This window comes from Streptomyces lydicamycinicus, assembly GCF_000829715.2.
Lineage (GTDB): Bacteria > Actinomycetota > Actinomycetes > Streptomycetales > Streptomycetaceae > Streptomyces > Streptomyces lydicamycinicus.
Genome location: NZ_BBNO01000006.1, coordinates 132,614 through 153,182, shown reverse-complemented (window position 1 = coordinate 153,182; position 20,569 = coordinate 132,614). Strand labels below are relative to the sequence as shown.

17 protein-coding genes and 5 tRNA genes are annotated in these 20,569 nt (G+C 73.3%); 13 read left to right on the top strand and 9 right to left on the bottom strand.

Annotated elements, in window-relative coordinates; genetic code table 11:
* The first annotated feature begins 5 nt into the window (after positions 1–5).
* Together TU31_RS21080 and TU31_RS21075 are read left to right on the top strand one after the other, a co-directional pair.
* Positions 6–1,142, top strand: a complete 1,137-nt coding sequence (locus tag TU31_RS21080) for a glycerophosphodiester phosphodiesterase (protein ID WP_042156998.1) — start codon at positions 6–8, stop codon at positions 1,140–1,142.
* Between the two features lie 320 nt (positions 1,143–1,462).
* Entirely contained in the window at positions 1,463–1,978 is a 516-nt protein-coding gene (locus TU31_RS21075; RefSeq protein ID WP_042156996.1) for a GNAT family N-acetyltransferase, read from the top strand.
* A gap of 53 nt (positions 1,979–2,031) precedes the next feature.
* Here TU31_RS21075 and TU31_RS21070 read toward each other — a convergent pair whose 3' ends face one another.
* The 3 genes from TU31_RS21070 to TU31_RS21060 all read right to left on the bottom strand — a co-directional run bounded on the left by TU31_RS21070 (position 2,032) and on the right by TU31_RS21060 (position 3,706).
* Positions 2,032–2,682 carry an IPT/TIG domain-containing protein gene (locus TU31_RS21070; protein WP_245698623.1) on the bottom strand — a complete coding sequence of 217 codons (651 nt, stop codon included), beginning with the start codon at positions 2,680–2,682 and terminating at the stop codon, positions 2,032–2,034.
* A gap of 210 nt (positions 2,683–2,892) precedes the next feature.
* Positions 2,893–3,345 carry a hypothetical protein gene (locus TU31_RS21065; protein ID WP_042156994.1) on the bottom strand — a complete coding sequence of 151 codons (453 nt, stop codon included), beginning with the start codon at positions 3,343–3,345 and terminating at the stop codon, positions 2,893–2,895.
* Positions 3,338–3,706: a hypothetical protein gene (locus TU31_RS21060; RefSeq protein WP_042156992.1), complete on the bottom strand. Its 369-nt coding sequence runs from the start codon at positions 3,704–3,706 to the stop codon at positions 3,338–3,340. Before TU31_RS21060 ends, TU31_RS21065 begins: the two co-directional genes overlap by 8 nt.
* A 664-nt stretch (positions 3,707–4,370) precedes the next feature.
* Between TU31_RS21060 and TU31_RS21055 the strand changes: the two genes are divergently transcribed.
* The 8 genes from TU31_RS21055 to TU31_RS21020 all read left to right on the top strand — a co-directional run bounded on the left by TU31_RS21055 (position 4,371) and on the right by TU31_RS21020 (position 16,160).
* Positions 4,371–5,465, top strand: a complete 1,095-nt coding sequence (locus TU31_RS21055) for a methionine ABC transporter ATP-binding protein (protein WP_042156991.1) — start codon at positions 4,371–4,373, stop codon at positions 5,463–5,465.
* Positions 5,462–6,184 carry a methionine ABC transporter permease gene (locus TU31_RS21050; protein ID WP_042156989.1) on the top strand — a complete coding sequence of 241 codons (723 nt, stop codon included), beginning with the start codon at positions 5,462–5,464 and terminating at the stop codon, positions 6,182–6,184. Before TU31_RS21055 ends, TU31_RS21050 begins: the two co-directional genes overlap by 4 nt.
* Before the next feature lie 70 nt (positions 6,185–6,254).
* Positions 6,255–7,136, top strand: coding sequence for a MetQ/NlpA family ABC transporter substrate-binding protein (locus TU31_RS21045; RefSeq protein ID WP_078885881.1), 882 nt, complete (start codon positions 6,255–6,257; stop codon positions 7,134–7,136).
* A 300-nt stretch (positions 7,137–7,436) separates the two neighbouring features.
* On the top strand, positions 7,437–8,072 hold the full coding sequence (locus TU31_RS21040) for a GNAT family N-acetyltransferase (RefSeq protein WP_042156987.1): 636 nt from the start codon (positions 7,437–7,439) through the stop codon (positions 8,070–8,072).
* 154 nt (positions 8,073–8,226) lie between these two features.
* Positions 8,227–9,447 (top strand): precorrin-6y C5,15-methyltransferase (decarboxylating) subunit CbiE, encoded by a 1,221-nt coding sequence (gene cbiE / locus TU31_RS21035; RefSeq protein WP_042156986.1) that lies wholly within the window; start codon positions 8,227–8,229, stop codon positions 9,445–9,447.
* Between the two features lie 236 nt (positions 9,448–9,683).
* Positions 9,684–13,898, top strand: a complete 4,215-nt coding sequence (cobT, locus tag TU31_RS21030; RefSeq protein WP_042156984.1) for a nicotinate-nucleotide--dimethylbenzimidazole phosphoribosyltransferase — start codon at positions 9,684–9,686, stop codon at positions 13,896–13,898.
* Between the two features lie 159 nt (positions 13,899–14,057).
* Positions 14,058–15,290 carry a uroporphyrinogen-III C-methyltransferase gene (gene cobA / locus TU31_RS21025; protein WP_042156982.1) on the top strand — a complete coding sequence of 411 codons (1,233 nt, stop codon included), beginning with the start codon at positions 14,058–14,060 and terminating at the stop codon, positions 15,288–15,290.
* Between the two features lie 54 nt (positions 15,291–15,344).
* Positions 15,345–16,160, top strand: coding sequence for a TrmH family RNA methyltransferase (locus TU31_RS21020; RefSeq protein ID WP_042156980.1), 816 nt, complete (start codon positions 15,345–15,347; stop codon positions 16,158–16,160).
* 62 nt (positions 16,161–16,222) lie between these two features.
* Here the strand turns inward: TU31_RS21020 and TU31_RS21015 are convergent, their stop codons facing one another.
* Positions 16,223–17,563 carry a serine/threonine-protein kinase gene (locus tag TU31_RS21015; RefSeq protein ID WP_042156978.1) on the bottom strand — a complete coding sequence of 447 codons (1,341 nt, stop codon included), beginning with the start codon at positions 17,561–17,563 and terminating at the stop codon, positions 16,223–16,225.
* 611 nt (positions 17,564–18,174) lie between these two features.
* Between TU31_RS21015 and TU31_RS21005 the strand changes: the two genes are divergently transcribed.
* The 3 genes from TU31_RS21005 to TU31_RS20995 all read left to right on the top strand — a co-directional run bounded on the left by TU31_RS21005 (position 18,175) and on the right by TU31_RS20995 (position 20,011).
* Positions 18,175–18,384, top strand: a complete 210-nt coding sequence (locus TU31_RS21005; RefSeq protein WP_042156975.1) for a hypothetical protein — start codon at positions 18,175–18,177, stop codon at positions 18,382–18,384.
* Between the two features lie 244 nt (positions 18,385–18,628).
* On the top strand, positions 18,629–19,651 hold the full coding sequence (locus TU31_RS21000) for a phosphotransferase (RefSeq protein WP_042156973.1): 1,023 nt from the start codon (positions 18,629–18,631) through the stop codon (positions 19,649–19,651).
* 72 nt (positions 19,652–19,723) lie between these two features.
* Positions 19,724–20,011 carry a TFIIB-type zinc ribbon-containing protein gene (locus tag TU31_RS20995; protein WP_078885880.1) on the top strand — a complete coding sequence of 96 codons (288 nt, stop codon included), beginning with the start codon at positions 19,724–19,726 and terminating at the stop codon, positions 20,009–20,011.
* A 64-nt stretch (positions 20,012–20,075) separates the two neighbouring features.
* Here the strand turns inward: TU31_RS20995 and TU31_RS20990 are convergent.
* The 5 genes from TU31_RS20990 to TU31_RS20970 form a co-directional block, all read right to left on the bottom strand.
* Positions 20,076–20,147 (bottom strand) — tRNA-Val (locus TU31_RS20990).
* Between the two features lie 34 nt (positions 20,148–20,181).
* Positions 20,182–20,253 (bottom strand) — tRNA-Val (locus TU31_RS20985).
* 30 nt (positions 20,254–20,283) lie between these two features.
* A tRNA-Val gene (locus tag TU31_RS20980) sits at positions 20,284–20,355 on the bottom strand.
* 1 nt (position 20,356) lies between these two features.
* Positions 20,357–20,430, bottom strand: a tRNA-Cys gene (locus tag TU31_RS20975).
* 35 nt (positions 20,431–20,465) lie between these two features.
* A tRNA-Gly gene (locus TU31_RS20970) sits at positions 20,466–20,538 on the bottom strand.
* Between the last annotated feature and the right edge of the window lie 31 nt (positions 20,539–20,569).

The window sequence follows — 20,569 nt, the reverse complement described above, 5'->3', positions numbered from 1 at the left end:
CGCGCATGCACAAGCGGCAGCAGCCGGGACGGCGGACGGTGCTGGGGGCCGCGGCCCTCGGCGCGGGAGCGGCGGTATTCGGCGGAGCCGGCCAGGCGAGCGCGGCCGGACGGGCCGGGGTGCCCCAGGAACTGCCGGTACCGCTGATCGTCGGCCACCGCGGCGCCAGCGGCTACCGCCCCGAGCACACCTTCGGCTCCTACCAACTCGCCCTGGACATGGGCGCGGACGTCATCGAGCAGGACCTCGTCCCCACCAAGGACGGCCATCTGGTCTGCCGCCACGAGAACGACATCACCGCCACCACCGATGTCTCCGCCCACCCCGAGTTCGCGGACCGCAAGACCACCAAGACCGTGGACGGGGTGAAGCTGACCGGCTGGTTCACCGAGGACTTCACGCTCGCCGAACTCAAGACGCTGCGCGCCAAGGAGCGCATACCGGGCACCCGGCAGCACAACACCCTCTATGACGGGGTGTGGGAGGTACCGACCTTCGAGGAGGTGCTGCGGTGGGCCGAGCGTGAGGGCCGCAAGCGGGGCCGCCGCGTCTGGCTGCACATCGAGACCAAGCACCCCACGTACTTCCGCAAGCTGGGACTCGGCCTGGAGGAGCGGCTGGCCAAGGCGCTGCGCGCGCACGGCCGGCACCGTAGGAACTCCCCGAACTTCCTTCAGTCCTTCGAGCCCAGCAGCATCCAGCGCCTGGACAGGCTCGTCGACTGCCCCAAGGTCGTGCTGCTCTCCACGCTCGACTCCCGGCCCTGGGACTTCGTCGAGGCGGGCGACCCTCGCAAGGTCGCCGATCTCATCAAGCCCGAGGGCCTGAAGTGGCTCGCCGGCTTCGCCCAGGGCATCGGGCCGGACCTGACCGTGATCATCCCGCGGGACAAGGACGGCAAGCTCGGCGAGCCCACGTCCGTCGTCAAGGACGCGCACGCCGCCGGACTGGTGCTGCACCCGTATACGGTCCGCAACGAGAACAGCTTCCTGCCGGCCGACTACCGCCGCGGCACCGACCCGAACGCCTATGGTGACGCCCTCGGGGTGTTCAAGGCGTACCTCGGCACCGGCATCGACGGCCTGTTCTCCGACAACCCCGACACCGCGCTGCTGGCCGCCGCGGAGTTCCGCAAGCGCTGACGCCGGCCGCGGACCGCCGCAGCGGCGGTGCCCGGCCGCCCGGACCGGCACCCTCTCCCCGGCATTCTCATCTGAGTTGGGAATGTCACAGGCGAGCTCGGTGCCGGTCCGTTCCGCTTGCCCCAATTGCCTGCGCAGAATGCTCGCGGCGAAGATTGCCGCCGCCCTCCGCCGGGGATTCCGGAAGAGGCGGTGTCAGCACCGCCATGGCGGCGCCGGGTACCCCACGGTGCCGTCGGTCAGGGCACATCGTTCCGGGCGCACCCCTCTCACCCTCAGCGCGCCCGGACCAGCGAACCGAATAGGGGAGGCATACGCGCATGGGCACGAGTGTGACCATCTCTGCGGCGACCGACCAGGACGCCGAGCAGATCCTCAAGCTCCAGTACCTCTGCTACCAGCAGGAAGCCGCGCTCTACGACGACTACGGCATCGAGCCGCTCACCCAGACGCTTCAGGCGCTGCGGGCCGAACTCGGCGAGGGCTGCGTCGTGGTGGCCCGGCTCGGCGAGGAGGTGGTCGGCGCCGTGCGCGGCACGGTCGACGAGGACGGCACCGGGCACATAGCCAAACTCATCGTGCACCCGCGGATGCAGCGGCACGGCCTGGGCGGCCGCCTTCTCGACGCCGTCGAGGGCCGGCTGGTGGCCGAGCGCTCGGCCACCCGCTACCGCCTGTTCACCGGCCACCGCAGCGAGGGCAATCTGCGGCTCTACCGAAGCCACGGCTATCTGCCGGTGGGCACCGAGCAGCGCACACCCCGGCTGAACGTGGTCACGCTGGAGAAGGAAGTACCCCAGCCGGCCGGCGCGGGGGAGCTCGTCGCACAGGCCTAGGGCAGGAGCGGACCCGCCCCCGGGTGGAGCGGGTCCGCCCTGAGCCGTCCTCGTCAGAGCAGATAGAGGAAGACCCCGGGTGCCGCGGCGCTGCCGCCCGTGGTGGTGACCGCGAGGGTGACCGTGCCCGCGGGCTGACTGGGCGCGACGGCCGCGACCCGGGTGTCGGACAGCACGGCGAAGGTGGCCGGGACGCTGCCGAAGGTCACCTCGGTGGTCGTCGCCAGCGCGGTGCCCGTGATGTCGACCAGCGTGCCGCCCGCGGGCAGACCGGTCACCGGGCTGAAGCCGGTGACGGCCGGCGCGGCCACGAAACCGTACGCCCCGGACGCCGTGGCGGTGCCGCCCTGCGCGGTGACGACCAGGGCCACCTCACCCTCCGCGTGGGCCGGGCTGACGGCCGTGAGCTCGCTGTCGGACAGCGCCGTCGGGGTCACGGCCGTGTCCCCGAACAGCACGGACGTGGCGGTGGCGAGGCTGCGTCCGCTGATGGTGACCGTGCTGCCGCCTGCCAAGGGCCCGGACGCCGGCGAGACATCGAGGATCACCGGCGGGAGGACGTAAGAGAAGGGCACCGGATTGCCGGTGCTCCCCGGCGTGGTCACCGTGGTGTCGACCACACCGGCTCCCGAGGGAGCCACCACCGGCACCGAGGTGGGTGAAGTGGCCGTGATGCCGGCCGGTTTGCCTCCGAAGCGCACCACCGTGGCCCCGGCAGACCGGTGCCGGTGAGTGTCGCCGCGAGACCGCCGCCGGTGGAACCCTGGTTCGGACTGATCGGCATCTTCCCGCTCCGTTTCCGCGCCGGCGACCCCTGAACGCCTGTCGGACTCCAGTCAGACAGGGCGTCCGGCCGGGGGCGAGGCGCGGCCCCGCTCTTCACCCGGATGGCGCAGCTCGCTCGCCGGGCGGCCTCAGGCCGTCGTTCGCTCCGTACGCGACCGGCGCAGCCACAGCAGCCCGGTGACGGGCAGGAAGATCGGGATGAAGAGATAGCCCATGCCGTAGTCCGACCAGACCGTGGCGTCGGGGAACGCGGACGGGTCGAGCAGCGTCCAGGTGCCGATGCCGAGCACCCCGAGCAGCTCCAGCGCACAGCAGGCGAACGCGGCCCGGCGGGCGCCCTCGCCGCCGCGCACCAGCGAGAAGGTGATGAACCCGTAGACGACCGCGGAGCCCGCCGAGAGGCCGTACGCCAGCGGGGCCCGGTCGAACTGGGCGAGGAGCTGGTACAGCGAGCGGGAGGCGGCCGCGACGGTGAAGATGCCGTAGAGCGCGACCAGCAGCCGGCCGGGGCCGGTGCCCAGGGAGCGCCGGGCCGGGCCGGCGGCCGCTGTGTGCTCGGTGGTCCTCGTGGTCTCAGGCACTGCCGCCTCCCCAGATGTCGAACAGCCGCACTTCCAGCACGGCCAGCACCACGGCGCCCGCCGCGACGGTGGCCGAACCCCAGCGGGTGCGCTCCGAGAGCGACATGAAGCCGGTCGCCGGGACACAGGCGGCGGCCCCGAGCAGATACGAAACGAAGAGCGCGGTGCCCTTGTCCGGCGACACTCCGCGGGACAACTGCACGACGGCGATGACCAGTTGGACGATGCTGAGCAGCGACACCAGGCCCATGCCGATGAAGTGCCAGTCCTTGGTGGGCTGGTCACGGAACGCCGCGAAGCCGCACCAGGCGGCGAGGGCGAGAGCGGTCACCGCGACCGCGATCGTCAGCGCGTCGATCACCGGGGCCTCCGGACGGCGTGGCCGCGCGCCGTGGGGTTGTGGGGCATGGGGCGATGCTAATCGGCGGCGGGCGGTCGGCCGCGCCCGGCCCCACCGCGGTCCGCACGCCCGAGGGAGGCGGCCCGGGGCTTTCCAGGACCCGGCCACGCGGCCGGAACGCCGGCCGTGGCGTTGACCACAGCGCACCGGGCCCCCGTGCCGTCGGCCGCTCGCCCCCTCCCTCCGAGCCCGGCCGCATCCGTGCAGGCCACGGGCGGGTCGGGCGAGATCGTTTTCCCCGGACGAGGGTCTGTCCAAGGGGCGGTCGGTGGTGTCCGCAATCCGGACTGGCTTGATCGGGCCGCACTGCTGTCTGGTTTACTTCCCGCATGACCACGACGAGCTACCGCACCCCTGCGACCGAGGCGTACCAGACGCCCGGTGCTCGTTGCCTGTGTCGAATGTGTGACCGCTGAGGGCCCCCGCCTGAGCCTCGCGCCCCGAAGCGAGACCCTGCCATGAGCCGTACGTCGGACTCCCGACGCCCCCGGCCGCCCCGCGTCACCGGAACCCGGAGCCGGGCCCCGCGCCCGCCGCCGCTCCCTGTTCCCCTCTGCCGCACTCGCAAGAATGCCCCGTGCCCGGCGGGCGAGCCGCCGAGCACTCGACAGTGACGGAATTCCCTGTGATCACCACAACGGGCCTGACCAAGGTCTACCGTTCCGGAGACCGCGAAGTCACCGCCCTGGACGGCGTCGATCTGCACGTCCGCGAAGGAGAGGTGTACGGCGTCATCGGCCAGAGCGGCGCCGGCAAGTCCACCCTCATCCGCTGCCTCAACCTCCTGGAGCGCCCCACCTCCGGCACGGTCACCGTCGCCGGCCAGGAACTGACCTCCATCGCCGGCCGCGGCAAGCGCGCCAGCGCCGGTCTGCGCGCCGCCCGCAGCCACATCGGGATGGTCTTCCAGCACTTCAACCTGCTGTCCTCACGCACCGTGCAGGACAACGTCGAACTGCCGCTGGAGATCCTCAAGGTCGACCGCAAGGAGCGCTCCCGCAAGGCGCTGGAGCTGCTGGACCTGGTCGGCCTCGCCGACAAGGCCAAGGCCTACCCCGCCCAGCTCTCGGGCGGGCAGAAGCAGCGCGTCGGCATCGCCCGCGCGCTGGCCGGCGACCCCAAGGTGCTGCTCTCCGACGAGGCCACCAGCGCCCTGGACCCGGAGACCACCCGCTCCATCCTCCAACTGCTGCGCGACCTCAACCGCAAGCTGGGCCTGACCATCGTGCTCATCACGCACGAGATGGACGTCGTCAAGACGATCTGCGACTCGGCCGCGCTGATGAAGAACGGCCGCGTCATCGAGCAGGGCACCGTCGCCGAACTGCTCGCCACCCCCGGCTCCGAGCTGGCCCGCGAGCTGTTCCCGGTCGGCGGCGAGCCCTCCGCCGAGGACCGCACCGTCGTCGACATCACCTTCCACGGCTCGGCCGCCACCCGCCCGGTGATCTCCGAGCTGTCGCGCACCTACAACGTCGACATCTCGATCCTCGGCGCCGCCATGGACACCGTCGGCGGCAAGCAGATCGGCCGGATGCGCATCGAGCTGCCCGGCCGCTTCGAGGAGAACGTCGTGCCGATCGGCTTCCTGCGGGAGCAGGGGCTCCAGGTGGACGTGGCGGACGTCGACCACAGCGCCGCAGCGACCGCCACCGGCCCCGCCGACGGGCCGGCCACCCCGGAGCCCGCCGCCGCGCTCCAGAAGGAAGGTGCCAAGTGACCTGGAACGAGATGCAGCCGCTGCTGTACGACCGCACGCTCGACACCCTCTTCATGGTGTGGTGGTCCGCGTTCTACGCGGTGCTCCTCGGCATCCCGGTCGGCGTGCTGCTGCATCTGACCCAGCGCGGCGCCGTCCTCCAGAACATCGTCGTGAACAAGGTGCTCGGTGCGGTCACCAACATCGGGCGGTCCTTCCCGTTCCTGATCCTGATCGTGGTGCTGATCCCCTTCACCCGGCTCCTCGTCGGCGTCTCCATCGGCCCGACCGGCGCGGTGGTCCCGCTCGCCATCGCCGCCATCCCGTTCTTCGCGCGACTGGTCGAGGCCGCCCTGCGCGAGGTCGACCACGGACTGGTCGAGGCCGCCCACGCCATGGGCGGCGGCACCTGGACCATCGTCTTCAAGGTGCTGCTCCCGCAGGCGCTGCCCGCGCTGGTCGCGGGCGTCACCACCCTGGTCATCCAGCTGATCGGCTACTCCGCGATCGCCGGTGCGGTCGGCGGCGGCGGTCTGGGTGACCTCGCCTACACCTACGGCTACCAGCAGTACGAGACCTCGCTGATGATCGCCACCGTGGTGGAACTGATCCTCCTGGTCACCCTCGTCCAGGTGCTCGGCGACCGCATCGTCCGCCGGCTCGCCCAGCGCGGCACCCGTGCCTCCTCCCTGCGCCGTACCCGCATCGAGGAGCCGGCCGCCGTCACCGAAGCCGCCTGATCCCGGAGCCACCCGCTCCACCCAAGAGCCCGGACCCTTTGCCGGGCGGACACCGCACATGAACCCGTGTGTGAACAAGAAAGAGGCACTCTTCGTGCGCAACACCATCAAGATCACCGCAGCCGTCGCCGCCGCCTCCGCCGTCGCCCTCGGCGCGAGCGCCTGCTCGGCCCCCTCCGACACCACCGCCAGCAGCGACAAGGGCGACAAGAACGCCCCCCTCGTCGTCGCCGCGAGCCCCGCCCCGCACGCCGCCATCCTCGACTTCGTCAAGAACAAGCTGGCGGACAAGGAAGGCCTCAAGCTGGTCGTCAAGCCGTTCAACGACTACAAGATCCCGAACAAGGTCACCGACGACGGCCAGGTCGACGCCAACTTCTTCCAGCACAAGCCGTTCCTCGACACCTTCAACAAGGAGAACGGCACGCATATCGTGCCCGTCCAGAACGTGCTCATCGAGCCGCTCGGCGTCTACTCCAAGAAGATCGACAAGCTCTCGGAGCTCAAGGCCGGCAGCACCGTCTCGGTCCCGAACGACCCCTCCAACGAGGGCCGGGCGCTCAAGCTGCTCGCCGACAACGGCGTGATCACCCTCAAGCCCGGTGTCGGCTCCGACGCCAAGCTGACCGACGTCAAGGACGACAAGGGCGTCAAGATCACCGAGCTGGAGGCCGCCCAGACCGCGCCGCGCATCGACGACGTCGACGCCGCGATCGTCAACGGCAACTTCGCCATCGGCGCTCACCTCAAGCCCTCCAAGGACGCGCTGGCCCTGGAGAAGTCGAAGGACAACCCCTACGCCAACTTCCTCGCCGTCAAGAAGGGCAACGAGAACGACCCGCGGATCAAGAAGCTGGCCAAGCTCCTGAACTCCCCCGAGGTCAAGAAGTTCATCGAGGACAAGTACAAGGACGGCTCGGTCATCCCGGCCTTCGGCCCGGCCAAGAGCTGACCTGCTTGCGGGGCGGTTTCCTGCCGGCCCGTTTTTTCCCCGCCGCCCACCCCCCTTCGGGGGGTGGGCGGGTGTAGACACGCAGTCGCCCGTGCGCAGGTCACCGGAAGGTGTCCGTCCGCACGGGCGGCCCGCAGGCCCCGGACGCGCCCGGCGCGCGCCCGGGGCCCACGCACGTGCACACCCGTACGCCCATGCTGCATGCTGGTGCATTCAAGACGGTCAAGACGGCCCGTGACCTCGCGGTCTCACAGCCCGCGACGGTCCGGACACCACAGTCAACGGCGTGGGAGCAGCGGCATGACATCCACCTTTCCGGACACCTCGATCAGCACGGACCGGTTGGTGCTGCGCCCTTTCGAGGAGGCCGATGTGCCGTCCCTCGCCGCGATGATGAACGACGAGCTGGTCGCGGCCTGGACCGCGATACCCCAGCCGTACACCGAGGACGCCGCGCGCCGCTGGACCACCGAGAGCGCCCACGCGGAGCGGACGGCGGGCCACGGGATCGACTTCGCGGTCACCGAGTTCCTCACCCAGCGCCTGGTCGGCGTGGTCCAACTGAGCAATACCGACTGGCGGATCCGTTCCAGCGAGATCAGCTACGTCGTCGCCTCCTGGGCCCGCGGTGAGGGGTACGCCTCCGAGGCCTCGCTCGCCGTCGCCCACTGGCTCTTCCAGGACCAGAAGTTCGAGCGTATCGAGCTGCGCACCGCCGCCGACAACACCGCCTCCCAACAGGTCGCCCAGAAGATCGGCTGCATCAGCGAGGGCGTGCTGCGCAACGCCTTCATAGCCCGCAGCCGCACCGAGGACGGCGGCTGGACGGACATCCGGACCGATCTGATCGTGTGGAGCCTGCTGCCCGAGGACCTCGAAGGGGTCCCCGGCCGGCTCGCCGACGCGAACGGATTCAGCTACCCCGAGTGGAACTGACCACGCCCGCACTCAGGTCCGTACCGCACGGGGTAGTCTCGGCCTGCCGCGCCTCTGCGCGACCAGCGCGGAACAGCGCACCACAACCGGCTGGCGGCCGCTCTGTCTGCCGCCCCGCCCGCGTAACCACAGCAGCCCCAGGAGACTGACGAGCATGGCCGACCGGGTCACGGTGATCGGATGGGACGGCTCTCCACTGACCGCCGCAGCCCGCGCCGCGCTCGGCGCCGCCACGCTGGTGGCCGGCGCCGCCCACCACCTCGCCCTTCCCGAAGTGCCGCCGAACGCCGAACGGATCCGGCTCGGCAGTGTGACCCTGGCCGCCCGCCGTATCGCCCAGCACCGCGGCACCGCCGTGGTGCTCGCCGACGGCGACCCCGGTTTCTTCGGTGTCGTCCGCACCCTGCGGGCCCCCGAGCACGGTCTGGAAGTGGAAGTGGTCCCGGCCGTCTCCTCCGTCGCGGCCGCCTTCGCGCAGGCCGGCATGCCCTGGGACGACGCCCAGGTCGTGGTCGCCCACAGCCGCGATCTGCGCCGCGCGGTGAACGTTTGCCGCGCCCACACCAAGGTCGCGGTGCTCACCTCGCCCGGCGCCGGCCCCGCCGAACTCGCCCTGCTGCTCGGCGGCGTCCACCGCACCTTCGTCATCTGCGAGGAACTGGGCACCGAGCGGGAGCAGGTGACCGTCCTCACCTCCGACAAGGCCGCCGACCATGTCTGGCGTGACCCCAATGTCGTCATTGTCGTCGGTGGTTCGCCCGCCGGTGCCGCGGCGCAGGGCACCGGCTGGATCGCCGGTCACGAGGTCGGCCACCCGACGGGCCCGCGCGGCTGGGGACTTCCGGCGAGCGCGTACGGCGGCGCCCTGGGCGAGGGTGAGTCCGTCCAGTTGCGCACCGCGCAACTCGCGCGTCTCGGGCCGCAGGTGGGCGACCTGGTCTGGGACATCGGCGCGGGCAGCGGCGCCGCCGCGGTGGAGACCGCGCGCTTCGGCGCCGCCGTCATCGCGGTCGACGCCGACCCGGAGGCCTGCGGACGCACCGCCGCCCTCGCCCGCCGGCACGGTGTCCAACTCCAGGTCGTGCACGGCCGGGCGCCGCAGGTCCTGGAGGATCTGCCCGAGCCCGACGTGATCCGGGTCGGCGGCGGGGGAGCGGACGTGCTCACCGCCTGCGCGGCCCGCCGTCCCGAACGGATCGTCACCCACGCCGCCACCCGTGACGAGGCCGAAGCGCTCGGCCGGGCGCTGGCCGACGGCGGCTACGAAGTCGAGTGCGCACTGCTCCAGTCCGTGGACCTGGACACTTCCGTCTGGGTCGAACGGGAGCGGTCCGTGGTGTTTCTGCTCAGCGGGTATCGCGTTCCTCACCCGTGACCAGCACGGCAACCCGCGCGAGGTAGGCTGGCGGATCGTTGCGCCGCCGTTCCGCATTCGGCTTCGTACGCCAATATCCGGAAAATGCTGTGGTTTTGGCCGAATATGAAGCTCTGGAGAGCGGACGTGCCGCGAGGCGTGCTCGCTCGTTCTAGCTATCGGGGCGTCGGCGCGCCCCGGTCGAGCGCGTCGCACGAGCGGTTGGAAGGAGCACTACCAATGGGCGAGGGGTACGCATGACCGACACCGGCCAGGTCCCGGGCGAGGGACAGCCGGAGAACGCAGGCGGACATCCCGGGCAGCCGCAGCCGGCGGCCGCTCCCTCCCCTGCCGACGCCGGACCGACGGAGCAGCCGGGCATGGCGCCCGCTCCGGGCGAATACCCCTACCTCGGCCAGACCGACGGCGCGGTCGCGGACGACGATCTGCTGATGCCGGGCGCTCAGGGCGCCTGGAGCGAGCAGTCCGCGCACCAGCCGCTCCCGCAGCCGCAGGAGACCCACCACGGTGCGGACCCGCAGCCCCAGCAGGGAGCGCCGTTCGACGCGGCCGCCCAGGGGACCACCGGCTACGAGCCGATGCCCGCCCGGACCGGCGACCACGAGAGCGGCGGCCGGGACTCCGGTTCCGTCGACCTCAGCGCCGTCCGCATCCCCCAGCCCGCGGCCCCGCAGCCGGACCGGGCCCGCGCGGCTGCCCCCGCCACGCCCCCGCGCCGTCCGCTGCACATGGGCCCGCCCGTTCCCGACCCGACCGGCGGGGTGGTCCGTTCGCTCGCCGACCGCGGACCGGCCGAGGTGCCCGCACCATCCGCCGCACGGCACGCCGGGCCCCCCACGGGCGGCCCCGAATACTTCGACGCCCCGGCCCCGGTGCCCGGCCCGGCGGCCGACGCCCAGACCGCCGCTGACCTGCCGTACGCCGAGCAGCCCCCCGCGGAGGTGGCGGCGGCCGAGCAGACCTTCGTCGCGCCCTCGTACGGTGAGCAGTCCTACGGCGGGCAGTTGAACGCCGAGCAGACCTACGGTGCCGCCGGCCAGGGCCCGTTGCCCGGCCCGCAGCTCGGCGAGATCCCGTCGCAGGTGCCGCAGTGGAACGACGCTGCCGCACAGGCCCCCGCGGCCCCGCTTGCAGAAACGGTCGCCCCCGAGGCATCTGCCGCCCTCGCCGAGGCCCCCGTCGCCCCCGCCGACGTCGTGCAGTCCGCCCCGCAGGACGCGGCGCTGCCCGTCGAACAGCCGATGCCGCTGCCGGCCGAGGACGGCGCGCAGGCCGGGGACGGTGCTCCCGTCGTCGGTACCGCCGCCGAGGCCGGGCAGGAGCCGCGGGCCGATGTGCCGATGCCGCCGCAGGACAGTGCTGCGGACGCGGTGCCGGATGCGGCAGCGCCCGGTCAGGAGGGAACGGCTGGGGCGGAGGACGCTGTAGTGGAGGCCGCCGCGCCGGGTGTTGTCACGGCGGATGCCTCCGCTGCGGACGGCCCCGTGCAGGATGTCGCCGCTGCGGACGCGTCTGTGCAGGATGTCGCCGCGCCGGACGCGCCCGCGCCCGACGCCCCCGCGCCCGACGCCCCCGTGCAGGACGCGCCCGGCCAGGCCCCCGCCCCGGACGCCCAGCAGCCCGAGGCCGTCGCCCCCGAGGCCCCGCAGCCCGCCGGTCAGGGCGCGCCCGCCGAGCCCGAGGCGCAGGCAGCGGGACAGCCCGCCGATGCCTCGGCCCCGGCGCAGCCGGCCGACGCCGCCGCCCCGGCCCCGTCCGACGCGCCCGGCCAGGCCACGGCGCCCGTAGCGGAACAGCCGGCTGCCGACGCCGCCGCCGAGGCCCCCCAGGCACCGCAGAACGAGCAGACCGCCGAACAGCCCGAGGCCACCGCCGAGCCGGTCGCCACCGAGCCCGTCGCCGCCGAGCCCGCCGCCACCGAGGTCCAGCCGGACGCCGTTGCCCCGGCCGAGCCCCGCCCGGAGCCCGCGGCCGCCACTCCCGCCGAGGCCGCTCCGGACCAGGTCACCCCGGCCGACGCCACCGAAGACGCCCCGGTCGCCGAGCCCGTCGCCCCGACGTCCGGCGCTGCTCCCCAAGGCCCGGTCGCGGCGTCCGCGACCGACGACGGGGTGCCCCAGGAGCAGGCCGTCATAGAGCCGTCCGAGGCACAGCAGCCGGCCGCCGGACAGCCGCAGCCCGACGCCCCCGTGGACGCCGCGGGGCAGCAGACCGCCCAGGAGCCCGCCGCGGAGGCCGCGATGCAGGACGCGGACGCCCCCGCCGAGCAGCAGCCCGCAGCGGCCGCCCCGGACGACGCCGAAAACCCCGCCGAACCGACCGCCCCCGCGGCCGAGGCGACCCCCGACGAGCCCGCTGAGGAGGCCGCGCCCGCCGCCGCCGACCCCGCGGAGGCTGCGCCCGGCGCTTCCGCCGAGCCGCCGGCCGAAGCCCGGCCCGTCACCGTCCACATCCCCGCCCAGGCGTCCGGCGAGCACACCCCCGTGGACACCCCGGCCCCGCGGACCGCGGCCCCCGCCGACGAGCCCGCCCCCGACGCCGAGCCCACTGCCGACGCCGACGAGACGCCCCAGCTGCAGGACGCCGCGGCACTCGTCCAGCTCGGCGAGGGCGAGGGCGAGGGTGAGGACGCGGGTGCGGACGAGGACGACGACCAGCCGCGGGCGGCGGACCAGCAGGGCCCCGCCGCTACGCCCGACGTCGCCGACGGCCTGCTGTCCCCGGCCGCCGGGTACGACGACTCCGAGCGCGCCGCCGTCCACCGCGTGATCCGCGAACGCCGCGACATCCGCAACGGCTTCCGCAGCGACCCGATCCCCAACGACGTGCTGCTGCGCGTCCTGGAGGCCGCCCACACCGCCCCCAGCGTCGGCCACTCCCAGCCCTGGGACTTCGTGGTCATCCGCTCGGACGAGACCCGCGAGAAGATGCACCAGCTCGCGATGGCCCAGCGCGAGGCGTACGCCAAGTCGCTGCCCAAGGCGCGCGCCAAGCAGTTCCGCGAGCTGAAGATCGAGGCGATCCTCGAAACGCCGGTGAACATCGTCGTCACCGCCGACTCCACCCGCGGCGGCCGGCACACCCTCGGCCGGCACACCCAGCCGCAGATGGCCCCGTACTCCTCCGCCCTCGCGGTCGAGAACCTCTGGCTCGCCGCCCGCGCCGAGGGCCTGGGCGTCGGCTGGGTCAGCTTCTTCGACGAGCGGGAAATGGTCCGCGAGCTGGGCCTGCCCGAGCACCTCGAAGTCGTCGCCTACCTGTGCATCGGCTACGTCGACGAGTTCCCGGAGGATCCCGAGCTGCTCCAGGCGGGCTGGTCCAAGCGCCGCCCGCTGTCCTGGGTCGTCCACGAGGAGACCTACGGCCGCCGCGCGCTGCCCGGCGAGAGCCCGCACGACCTCCTCCAGGAGACCCTCCAGGGCATCCGCCCGCTGGACGCCAAGGCGCTCGGCGAGGCATGGGAGCGGCAGAAGCGGATGACCAAGCCCGCCGGGGCGCTGGGCATGCTGGAGATCATCTCCGCGCAGCTGTCCGGGCTCTCCCGCAAGTGCCCGCCGCCCATCCCGGAGCCGGCCGCCGTCGCGATCTTCGCCGGTGACCACGGTGTGCACGCCCAGGGCGTGACCCCCTGGCCCCAGGAGGTCACCGGCCAGATGGTCGCCAACTTCCTGGGCGGCGGCGCGGTCTGCAACGCCTTCGCCAACCAGGTCGGCGCCGAGGTCTGTGTCGTGGACGTCGGGGTGGCGAGCGATCTGCCCGCCACCCCCGGTCTGCTGCCGCGCAAGGTCCGCGCCGGCACCGCCGACTTCACGGCGGGCCCGGCGATGACCCAGGAGGACGTGCTCAAGGCGATCGAGGTCGGTATCGACACCGCCCGTGACCTCGTCGCGGCCGGCAACAAGGCCCTGCTCACGGGCGAGATGGGCATCGCCAACACCACCACCTCGGCCGCGCTGATCGCCGTCTACACCGGCGTCGACCCGGTCGAGGTCACCGGCCGCGGCACCGGCATCAACGACGAGACCCACGCCCGCAAGGTCGATGTGGTCCGCCGCGCCCTGGAACTGCACCAGCCCGACCCGGCCGACCCCATCGGCGTCCTCGCCGCGATCGGCGGCCTGGAGCACGCCGCCCTCGTCGGCCTGATCCTCGGCGGCGCCTCGCTGCGTACCCCGGTGATCCTCGACGGAGTGAGTGCCGGCGCCGCCGCCCTGGTGGCCCGCGCCATCGCCCCCGAGGCGCTGGCCGCCTGCATCGCCGGCCACCGCAGCGCCGAGCCCGGCCATGTCGCGGCCCTGAACAAGCTGGGCCTGCGTCCGCTGGTCGACCTCGATCTGCGCCTCGGCGAGGGCACCGGCGCCCTGCTCGCACTCCCCGTGGTGCAGAGCGCCGCCCGCGCCATGCACGAGGTCGCCACCTTCGACTCCGCCGGAGTGACGGAGAAGACCTGATCAGGCCCTGACCTCCGCATGACCCCCGGCCCGCAGCCCCATAGGCTGTGGGCCGGGGCCGTACGCCACCCCGGGCCGTACCCCCACCAGCCGCTCCAGAGCCGCAGCGGCTGAGCCGGTCGCCGAACCCGCACCATCCGCACAAGGAGCCGTACCGCCATGGCTGAGCACGTCGCCGAACACGCTGCCTACCCCGTCGGACTGCGGCTGTCCGGCCGCCGGGTGGTTGTCCTGGGCGCCGGACAGGTCGCCCAGCGCCGGCTCCCGTCCCTCGTCGCCGCGGGCGCCGATGTCCTGCTGATCTCCCCGTCCGCCACCCCGTCCGTCGAGGCGATGGCCGACGCCGGCGAGGTCCGCTGGGAGCGCCGCCGCTACCGGCACGGCGACCTCGACGGCGCCTGGTACGCGCTGATCTCCACCGACGACCCGGAGGCCAACGCCGCCGCGTCCCAGGAGGCCGAGGACCGCCGGGTGTGGTGCGTACGCTCCGACGACGCCGAGGCGGCCACCGCCTGGACCCCCGCTACCGGCCGCAGCGAGGGCGTCACCGTCGCCGTGCTCACCGGCCGCGACCCGCGCCGCTCCGCCGCCGTACGTGACGCCATCGTCGAGGGCCTCCGGGACGGCAGCCTGGCCGCCCCGCACCACCGCCGCCCGCACACCCCGGGGGTCTCCCTGGTCGGCGGCGGCCCCGGCGACCCGGACCTGATCACCGTCCGCGGCCGCCGGCTGCTCGCCGAGGCCGACGTGGTCATCGCCGACCGCCTCGGCCCCCGCGACCTCCTCGCCGAACTCCCGCCGCATGTCGAGGTCATCGACGCCGCGAAGATCCCCTACGGCCGCTTCATGGCGCAGGAGGCCATCAACAACGCGCTGATCGAGCACGCCAAGGCCGGCAAGGCGGTGGTGCGGCTCAAGGGCGGCGACCCGTTCGTCTTCGGCCGCGGCATGGAGGAGGCCCAGGCGCTCGCCGAGGCCGGCATCCCCTGCACGGTCGTCCCCGGCATCTCCAGCACCATCTCGGTGCCGGGTGCCGCCGGCATCCCCGTCACCCACCGCGGCGTCGCCCACGAGTTCACCGTCGTCAGCGGCCATGTCGCCCCCGACGACGAACGCTCGCTGGTGGACTGGCCGTCGCTCGCCAAGCTGCGCGGCACCCTCGTCGTCCTGATGGGCGTGGAGAACAGCGGCGCCATCGCCGCCAAGCTGATCGAGCACGGCCGCGCCGCCGACACCCCCGCCGCCGTCATCCAGGAGGGGACCACCGCGGCCCAGCGCCGGGTCGACGCCACCCTCGCGACCCTCGGCGAGACCGTACGGGCCGAGGGCGTCCGCCCCCCGGCGGTCATCGTCATCGGCGAGGTCGTCGCCGTCGCCCCCACCCCCAGGTAACCGATCCCCCGACGCGGCATTGGCACCCCGACACCGACAAGGCACTATCTCCCCGTGGCAGAAATCATCACCGTCGACGACCCGGACGACCCGCGGCTGGCCGATTACACCGGCCTGACCGACGTCGAGCTGCGGCGCCGGCGTGAGCCCGCGGAAGGGCTCTTCATCGCCGAGGGCGAGAAGGTCATCCGGCGGGCCCGGCACGCCGGTTACGCGATGCGCTCCATGCTGCTCTCGGCCAAGTGGGTCGACGTCATGCGCGATGTCATCGACGAGGTCCCGGCACCGGTCTATGCCGTCAGCCCGGCCCTCGCCGAGCGGGTGACGGGCTATCACGTGCACCGCGGCGCGCTGGCCTCCATGCAGCGCAAGCCACTGCCCGCGGCCACCGATCTCCTCGCCCGGACCCGCCGCATCGTGGTCATGGAAGCGGTCAACGACCACACCAACATCGGCGCGATCTTCCGCAGTGCGGCGGCCCTGGGCATGGACGCGGTGCTGCTCTCCCCGGACTGCGCCGATCCGCTCTACCGCCGCTCGGTGAAGGTCTCCATGGGCGCGGTGTTCTCCGTGCCGTACGCCCGTCTGGAGAGCTGGCCCCGGGACCTGGCCGCCGTACGGGAAGCGGGCTTCAAGCTGCTCGCCCTCACCCCGGCCGAGAAGGCCACCGCCATCGACGAGGCCGCCCCGCACACCCTGGAGCGCGCCGCGCTGATGCTGGGCGCCGAGGGCGACGGCCTGAGCACCGGCGCCTTGCGGGCCGCCGACGAGTGGGTCCGCATCCCGATGGCGCACGGCGTGGACTCCCTCAACGTCGGCGCGGCCGCCGCGGTGGCCTTCTACGCGGTGGCAACCGGCCGTCCGGCATAGCGCCTGCCGGGAATTTCCCCCCACCCCACCCCGTTGAGGCCCGCAAGGGGCGCCCCGACCCCCTAGGGGTTCCGTTCCCCCACCCCGTAAGGCCCCGCCACCCCCATCCCGGCGGCCGCCGACGCGGAGCGTTCCGCCCCGAGTCCGCGGGCCGGACCCTGGCACCCCTGGGCGGCCGCGATACCGAGCGCCACCAGCAGCGTCACCACCACGAACACGATGACGCGCTGGCGCAGCAGCCGGCGGTCGGGGCCCGGCCGGCGCCCGCCGGAGGTCGTGCGCACCGGGGTACGCGAACCGTTTCGCCCCGTCGGCCGCGCGGCCGGCACCCGTCGCCCGTTCCGCCCGCCGGTCCGCGGATTCTTCCCCCCGGCCGAGGCCGGACCGGCCGGCCGGGCCGCCGCGTCCCGCGGGACCGGGGGACGGGAAGGGTGCGGACGCGGCGAGGAGCTGCCCGCCGTCCGGCGCTCGGTGCGCTGGCGCGCGTACTCCTCGGCCCGCTGACCGGTCGGCCGCTCCGAGGGCCGGCGTTCCCAACCGCCGCCGCCGGGCCCGTTCTCCAGCGGCCCGCCCGACAGCCCGTGCGCCTCACGGGCCGCGATCTCCTTGAGCCGCAGCGACAGCGACAGGGTGCTGGGGCGGTCCGCCGGGTCCTTGGCCAGGCACGAGGCGAGCAGCGGCGCCAGTGCGTCCGGCACCCCGGCGAGCTGCGCCTCCTCGTGGACCACGCGGTAGAGCATGACCTCTGAACTCCCCTGACCGAAGGGGGAGTCCGCGGTGCAGGTGTACGCGAGGGTGGCGCCCAGCGCGAAGATGTCCGTCGCCGGGGTCACCGCGGCGCCGCGTACCTGCTCCGGCGCCAGGAAGCCCGGTGAGCCGACGGCCGTACCGACATGGGTCAGTGTGCTGGCGCCGGTCGCCCAGGCGATGCCGAAGTCGATGATCCGCGGGCCCTTGGGCGACAGTAGAATGTTGGACGGCTTCAGATCGCGGTGCACCACGCCCGCGTCATGGACGGCCAGCAGCCCCTCGGAGAGCGCGGCGCCGATGGAGGCGACCTGCGCCGGGGACAGCGGCCCCTCCTCGTTGACCTTGTCGTGCAGCGAGGGCCCCGGGACGTACTGCGTGGCGAACCAGGGGCGGTCCGCGTCGAGATCGGCCGCGACCAGCCGGGCCGTACAGCCACCGCGGATCCGCCGGGCGGCGGAGACCTCCCGGGCGAACCGCGAGCGGAATTCCTGATCCTCCGCCAGGTCCGGCCGGATCACCTTGAGCGCCACCCGCTGCCCGCGCTTGTCCGAGCCGAGGTAGACCACACCCATCCCGCCCGCGCCGAGCCGGCGGTGCAGCCGGAACGTCCCGACGACACGCGGGTCCTCGCGTCGGAGCCGCATCATCGCCATGTCCGTCCCCTACCTGCGGTGGGGAGCCCCCTCCGCTGCCAACCGTCTGACGTGGCACAGCTTACGGATTGACGGCTCGCTGTGCTGAGAGGCCGCGCATGCGTCGGCCGGTGGATTGACCGGGGCCGCATGTGGTCCCCGGCGCGCGTGAGCGCTTCTTCCCGGCGGGCGGCCGGGTATCCCAGGTGCGATCCCAATGATCCGCTGCGGAAGGGGGATTGACGGGATGTAACGGGATCGGGCCGGGTTGGTGAGGGATGCGGGGGATACGGCCGGGGCGCGGGAAGGGGCGGCGGGCCGGGTACGGTGCGGGGGCGGGACCGCCGTGCGCGGGGGAGCGGCCGGAGTGAGCGAGGTCACCCTCAGGAGTGCCCGGGGCGGTCCGTCCGACGGTCCCCCCTCGGGGATGTCCCCAGGCCCTGGACGTGTTTCTCCACCCAGAGGAGTACACGGGACGCGGTGAGGTCATCCTCATGGAGGCCGCCCATTCGGTACGACGGCATGACGCCTGCGGCCGCCCGCGTGCCTAGGGTGGTCTTCAAGCGGCGGGTGGTGCACTCGTCCCCCGAGGTCAGACGCCCGCCGCCCCAGAACACGACGGGAGCGGGACGATGGCGCAGACCTCCGGGCGCAGGGTCCTCCGGGCGCAGGGGCGCAGAGTCCCCGCGGCGCTCGCGGGCCGGCAGTCCGCCGGTACCCGCCACCCCCTCGTCGCGGTGGCCATGGTGCTGCCGCTGGCGATCGTTCTCGCCGTGGTCTTCGGCGGCTGGGAAGCCGTGCTGACACAGGCGTCGTCCGTGGTCGGAATGCTGGGGCGCTGAGCGTAGCGCCCCGGTCCCGGGAGAGCGGCCCGGGACGGGGGACCTCCGGCCGAAACCCCGTGGGGACGGGGGGTGCGGCGGACGGCACGACGGCCGGGCATCTGGGGAGATGCCCGGCCGTCGAGCGTTCCGGACCGCGGCCGTCCCGTTCCGCCCGCGCCGCGCGTACGATCCCGGACCGGGCCGCCCCTGGCTCGCACCACCACGCACGGCACATCCGGCCCGCGCCGGACCCGGGGGAACGATGACCACCTCACTGCTCGACCGGCTGGCCGCCCTGTCCGCGACGGCGACCCGGGAAGGCGCCCCGGCCCCCTCCTCCGAGGTGCTCGCCGACCGCCCCGACGGCACGGTCGTCCGCAGCGGCCATACGGTCGCCAAGGCGCACGCTCCCGGCGGCGACCCCCGTGCGCTCGCCGCCCGGCTGCGCATCGCCGCCCACCCCCTTCTGCACGGCATCCTGCTGCCCCCGCTCCCGGTCACCGCCCCCGACGGCTATCTCACCCTCACCGAAGAGGGCCGTGCGCTGACCTGCTGGCCCTACGGCAGCCCGGTCCCGCCCGACGACCCCGACGCCGCCCCCTGGGAGGACACCGCCCGCCTGCTGGCCCGGCTGCACCGCGTCGACCTGCGCCAACTTCCCGGTCCCGTGCCGCCGATGCGCGGCCCCGCCAAGGCCGCCCGCGCCCTGGCCCGGCTGCGTACCGCACCGGTTCCGGCCGACGGCCCGCCGCCCGGGTGCCACGCACCCCGGACGGCCGCCGGGACGCTGCCCGCGGCTGCGGCCGTCGTCGAGCGGGCCTGGGCCGCGTTGCCGCCCTGGGCCCGTGGCGAGGCCGCGCCCCCGCGGGCCGGCACCCTCTGCCACGGCGATCTCCACCTGGGCCAGCTCGTCCGTCACCCCGCCGACGACGGCCCCTGGCTCCTCATCGACATCGACGACCTCGGCCGGGGCGACGGCGCCTGGGACCTGGCCCGCCCCGCCGCCTGGTTCGCCACCGGCCTGCTGGCCCCGGACCTCTGGACGCGCTTCCTGGCCGCCTACCGCGCGGCCGGCGGCCCGGTCGTGGGGCCGGACGGTGATCCCTGGCCCGACCTGGAACTTCCGGCCCGCACGCTCACCGTGCAGACCGCCGCGCTCGCCGTCGCCAAGGCCGCCGTCGCCGACCGTTCCCTGGACGAGGCCGAGACCGCGTTCGTCGAGGCCTGTGCCCGGATGGCGTCCCCGCCGCAGCAGTTGGCGCCGGCCGGCCCCGGCGTAGGCTGAACGCCCCGCTGCCGGGAGGCCGTTCCGGCGGTGCCGTCGTGAGCAGTAGTGGACGACAGGAGTTGAGCGACGATGCAATGCCCCAAGTGCCATGCACCGATGCAGACATACCAGCGCAATGGCGTGCAGATCGAGCAGTGCGCCGGCTGCCGGGGGATATTCCTGGACTACGGGGAGCTGGAGGCGCTGACCCGGCTCGAATCGCAATGGGCCCAGCAGGCCCCGCCGCCACCCGCTCCGCAGGCTTACCCGCAGGCCCCCGCCTGGGGCGCCCCGCAGCACGGCCACCACGGTCATCACGGCCACCATGGACACCACGGCCATCACCGCGGCTTCGGCCACATGCTCTTCTCGTCCTGATCGCTCGCGTCCTGAACAACGACCGAGGGCCGGAGCGATATGCTCCGGCCCTCGGGATCAGGTGTGGACGATACTGGGATTGAACCAGTGACCTCTTCCGTGTCAGGGAAGCGCTCTCCCGCTGAGCTAATCGTCCTCGGGACCGCGGATCACGAAGATCCACAGCTGCGTGCGCGATACTGGGATTGAACCAGTGACCTCTTCCGTGTCAGGGAAGCGCTCTCCCGCTGAGCTAATCGCGCGGGACGGATACCCCGTTTCCGGGGATCCAGTGGACGATACTGGGATTGAACCAGTGACCTCTTCCGTGTCAGGGAAGCGCTCTCCCGCTGAGCTAATCGTCCTTGGAGGTGGAGACGGGATTTGAACCCGTGTAGACGGCTTTGCAGGCCGTTGCCTCGCCTCTCGGCCACTCCACCAGGAGTGAGGGGGTTCGGGAAGATCCCCCACATCGAGCGGACGACGAGACTCGAACTCGCGACATCCACCTTGGCAAGGTGGTGCTCTACCAACTGAGCTACGTCCGCAGGTGTCTCTCCCAGACTACGTCGGGGAGCT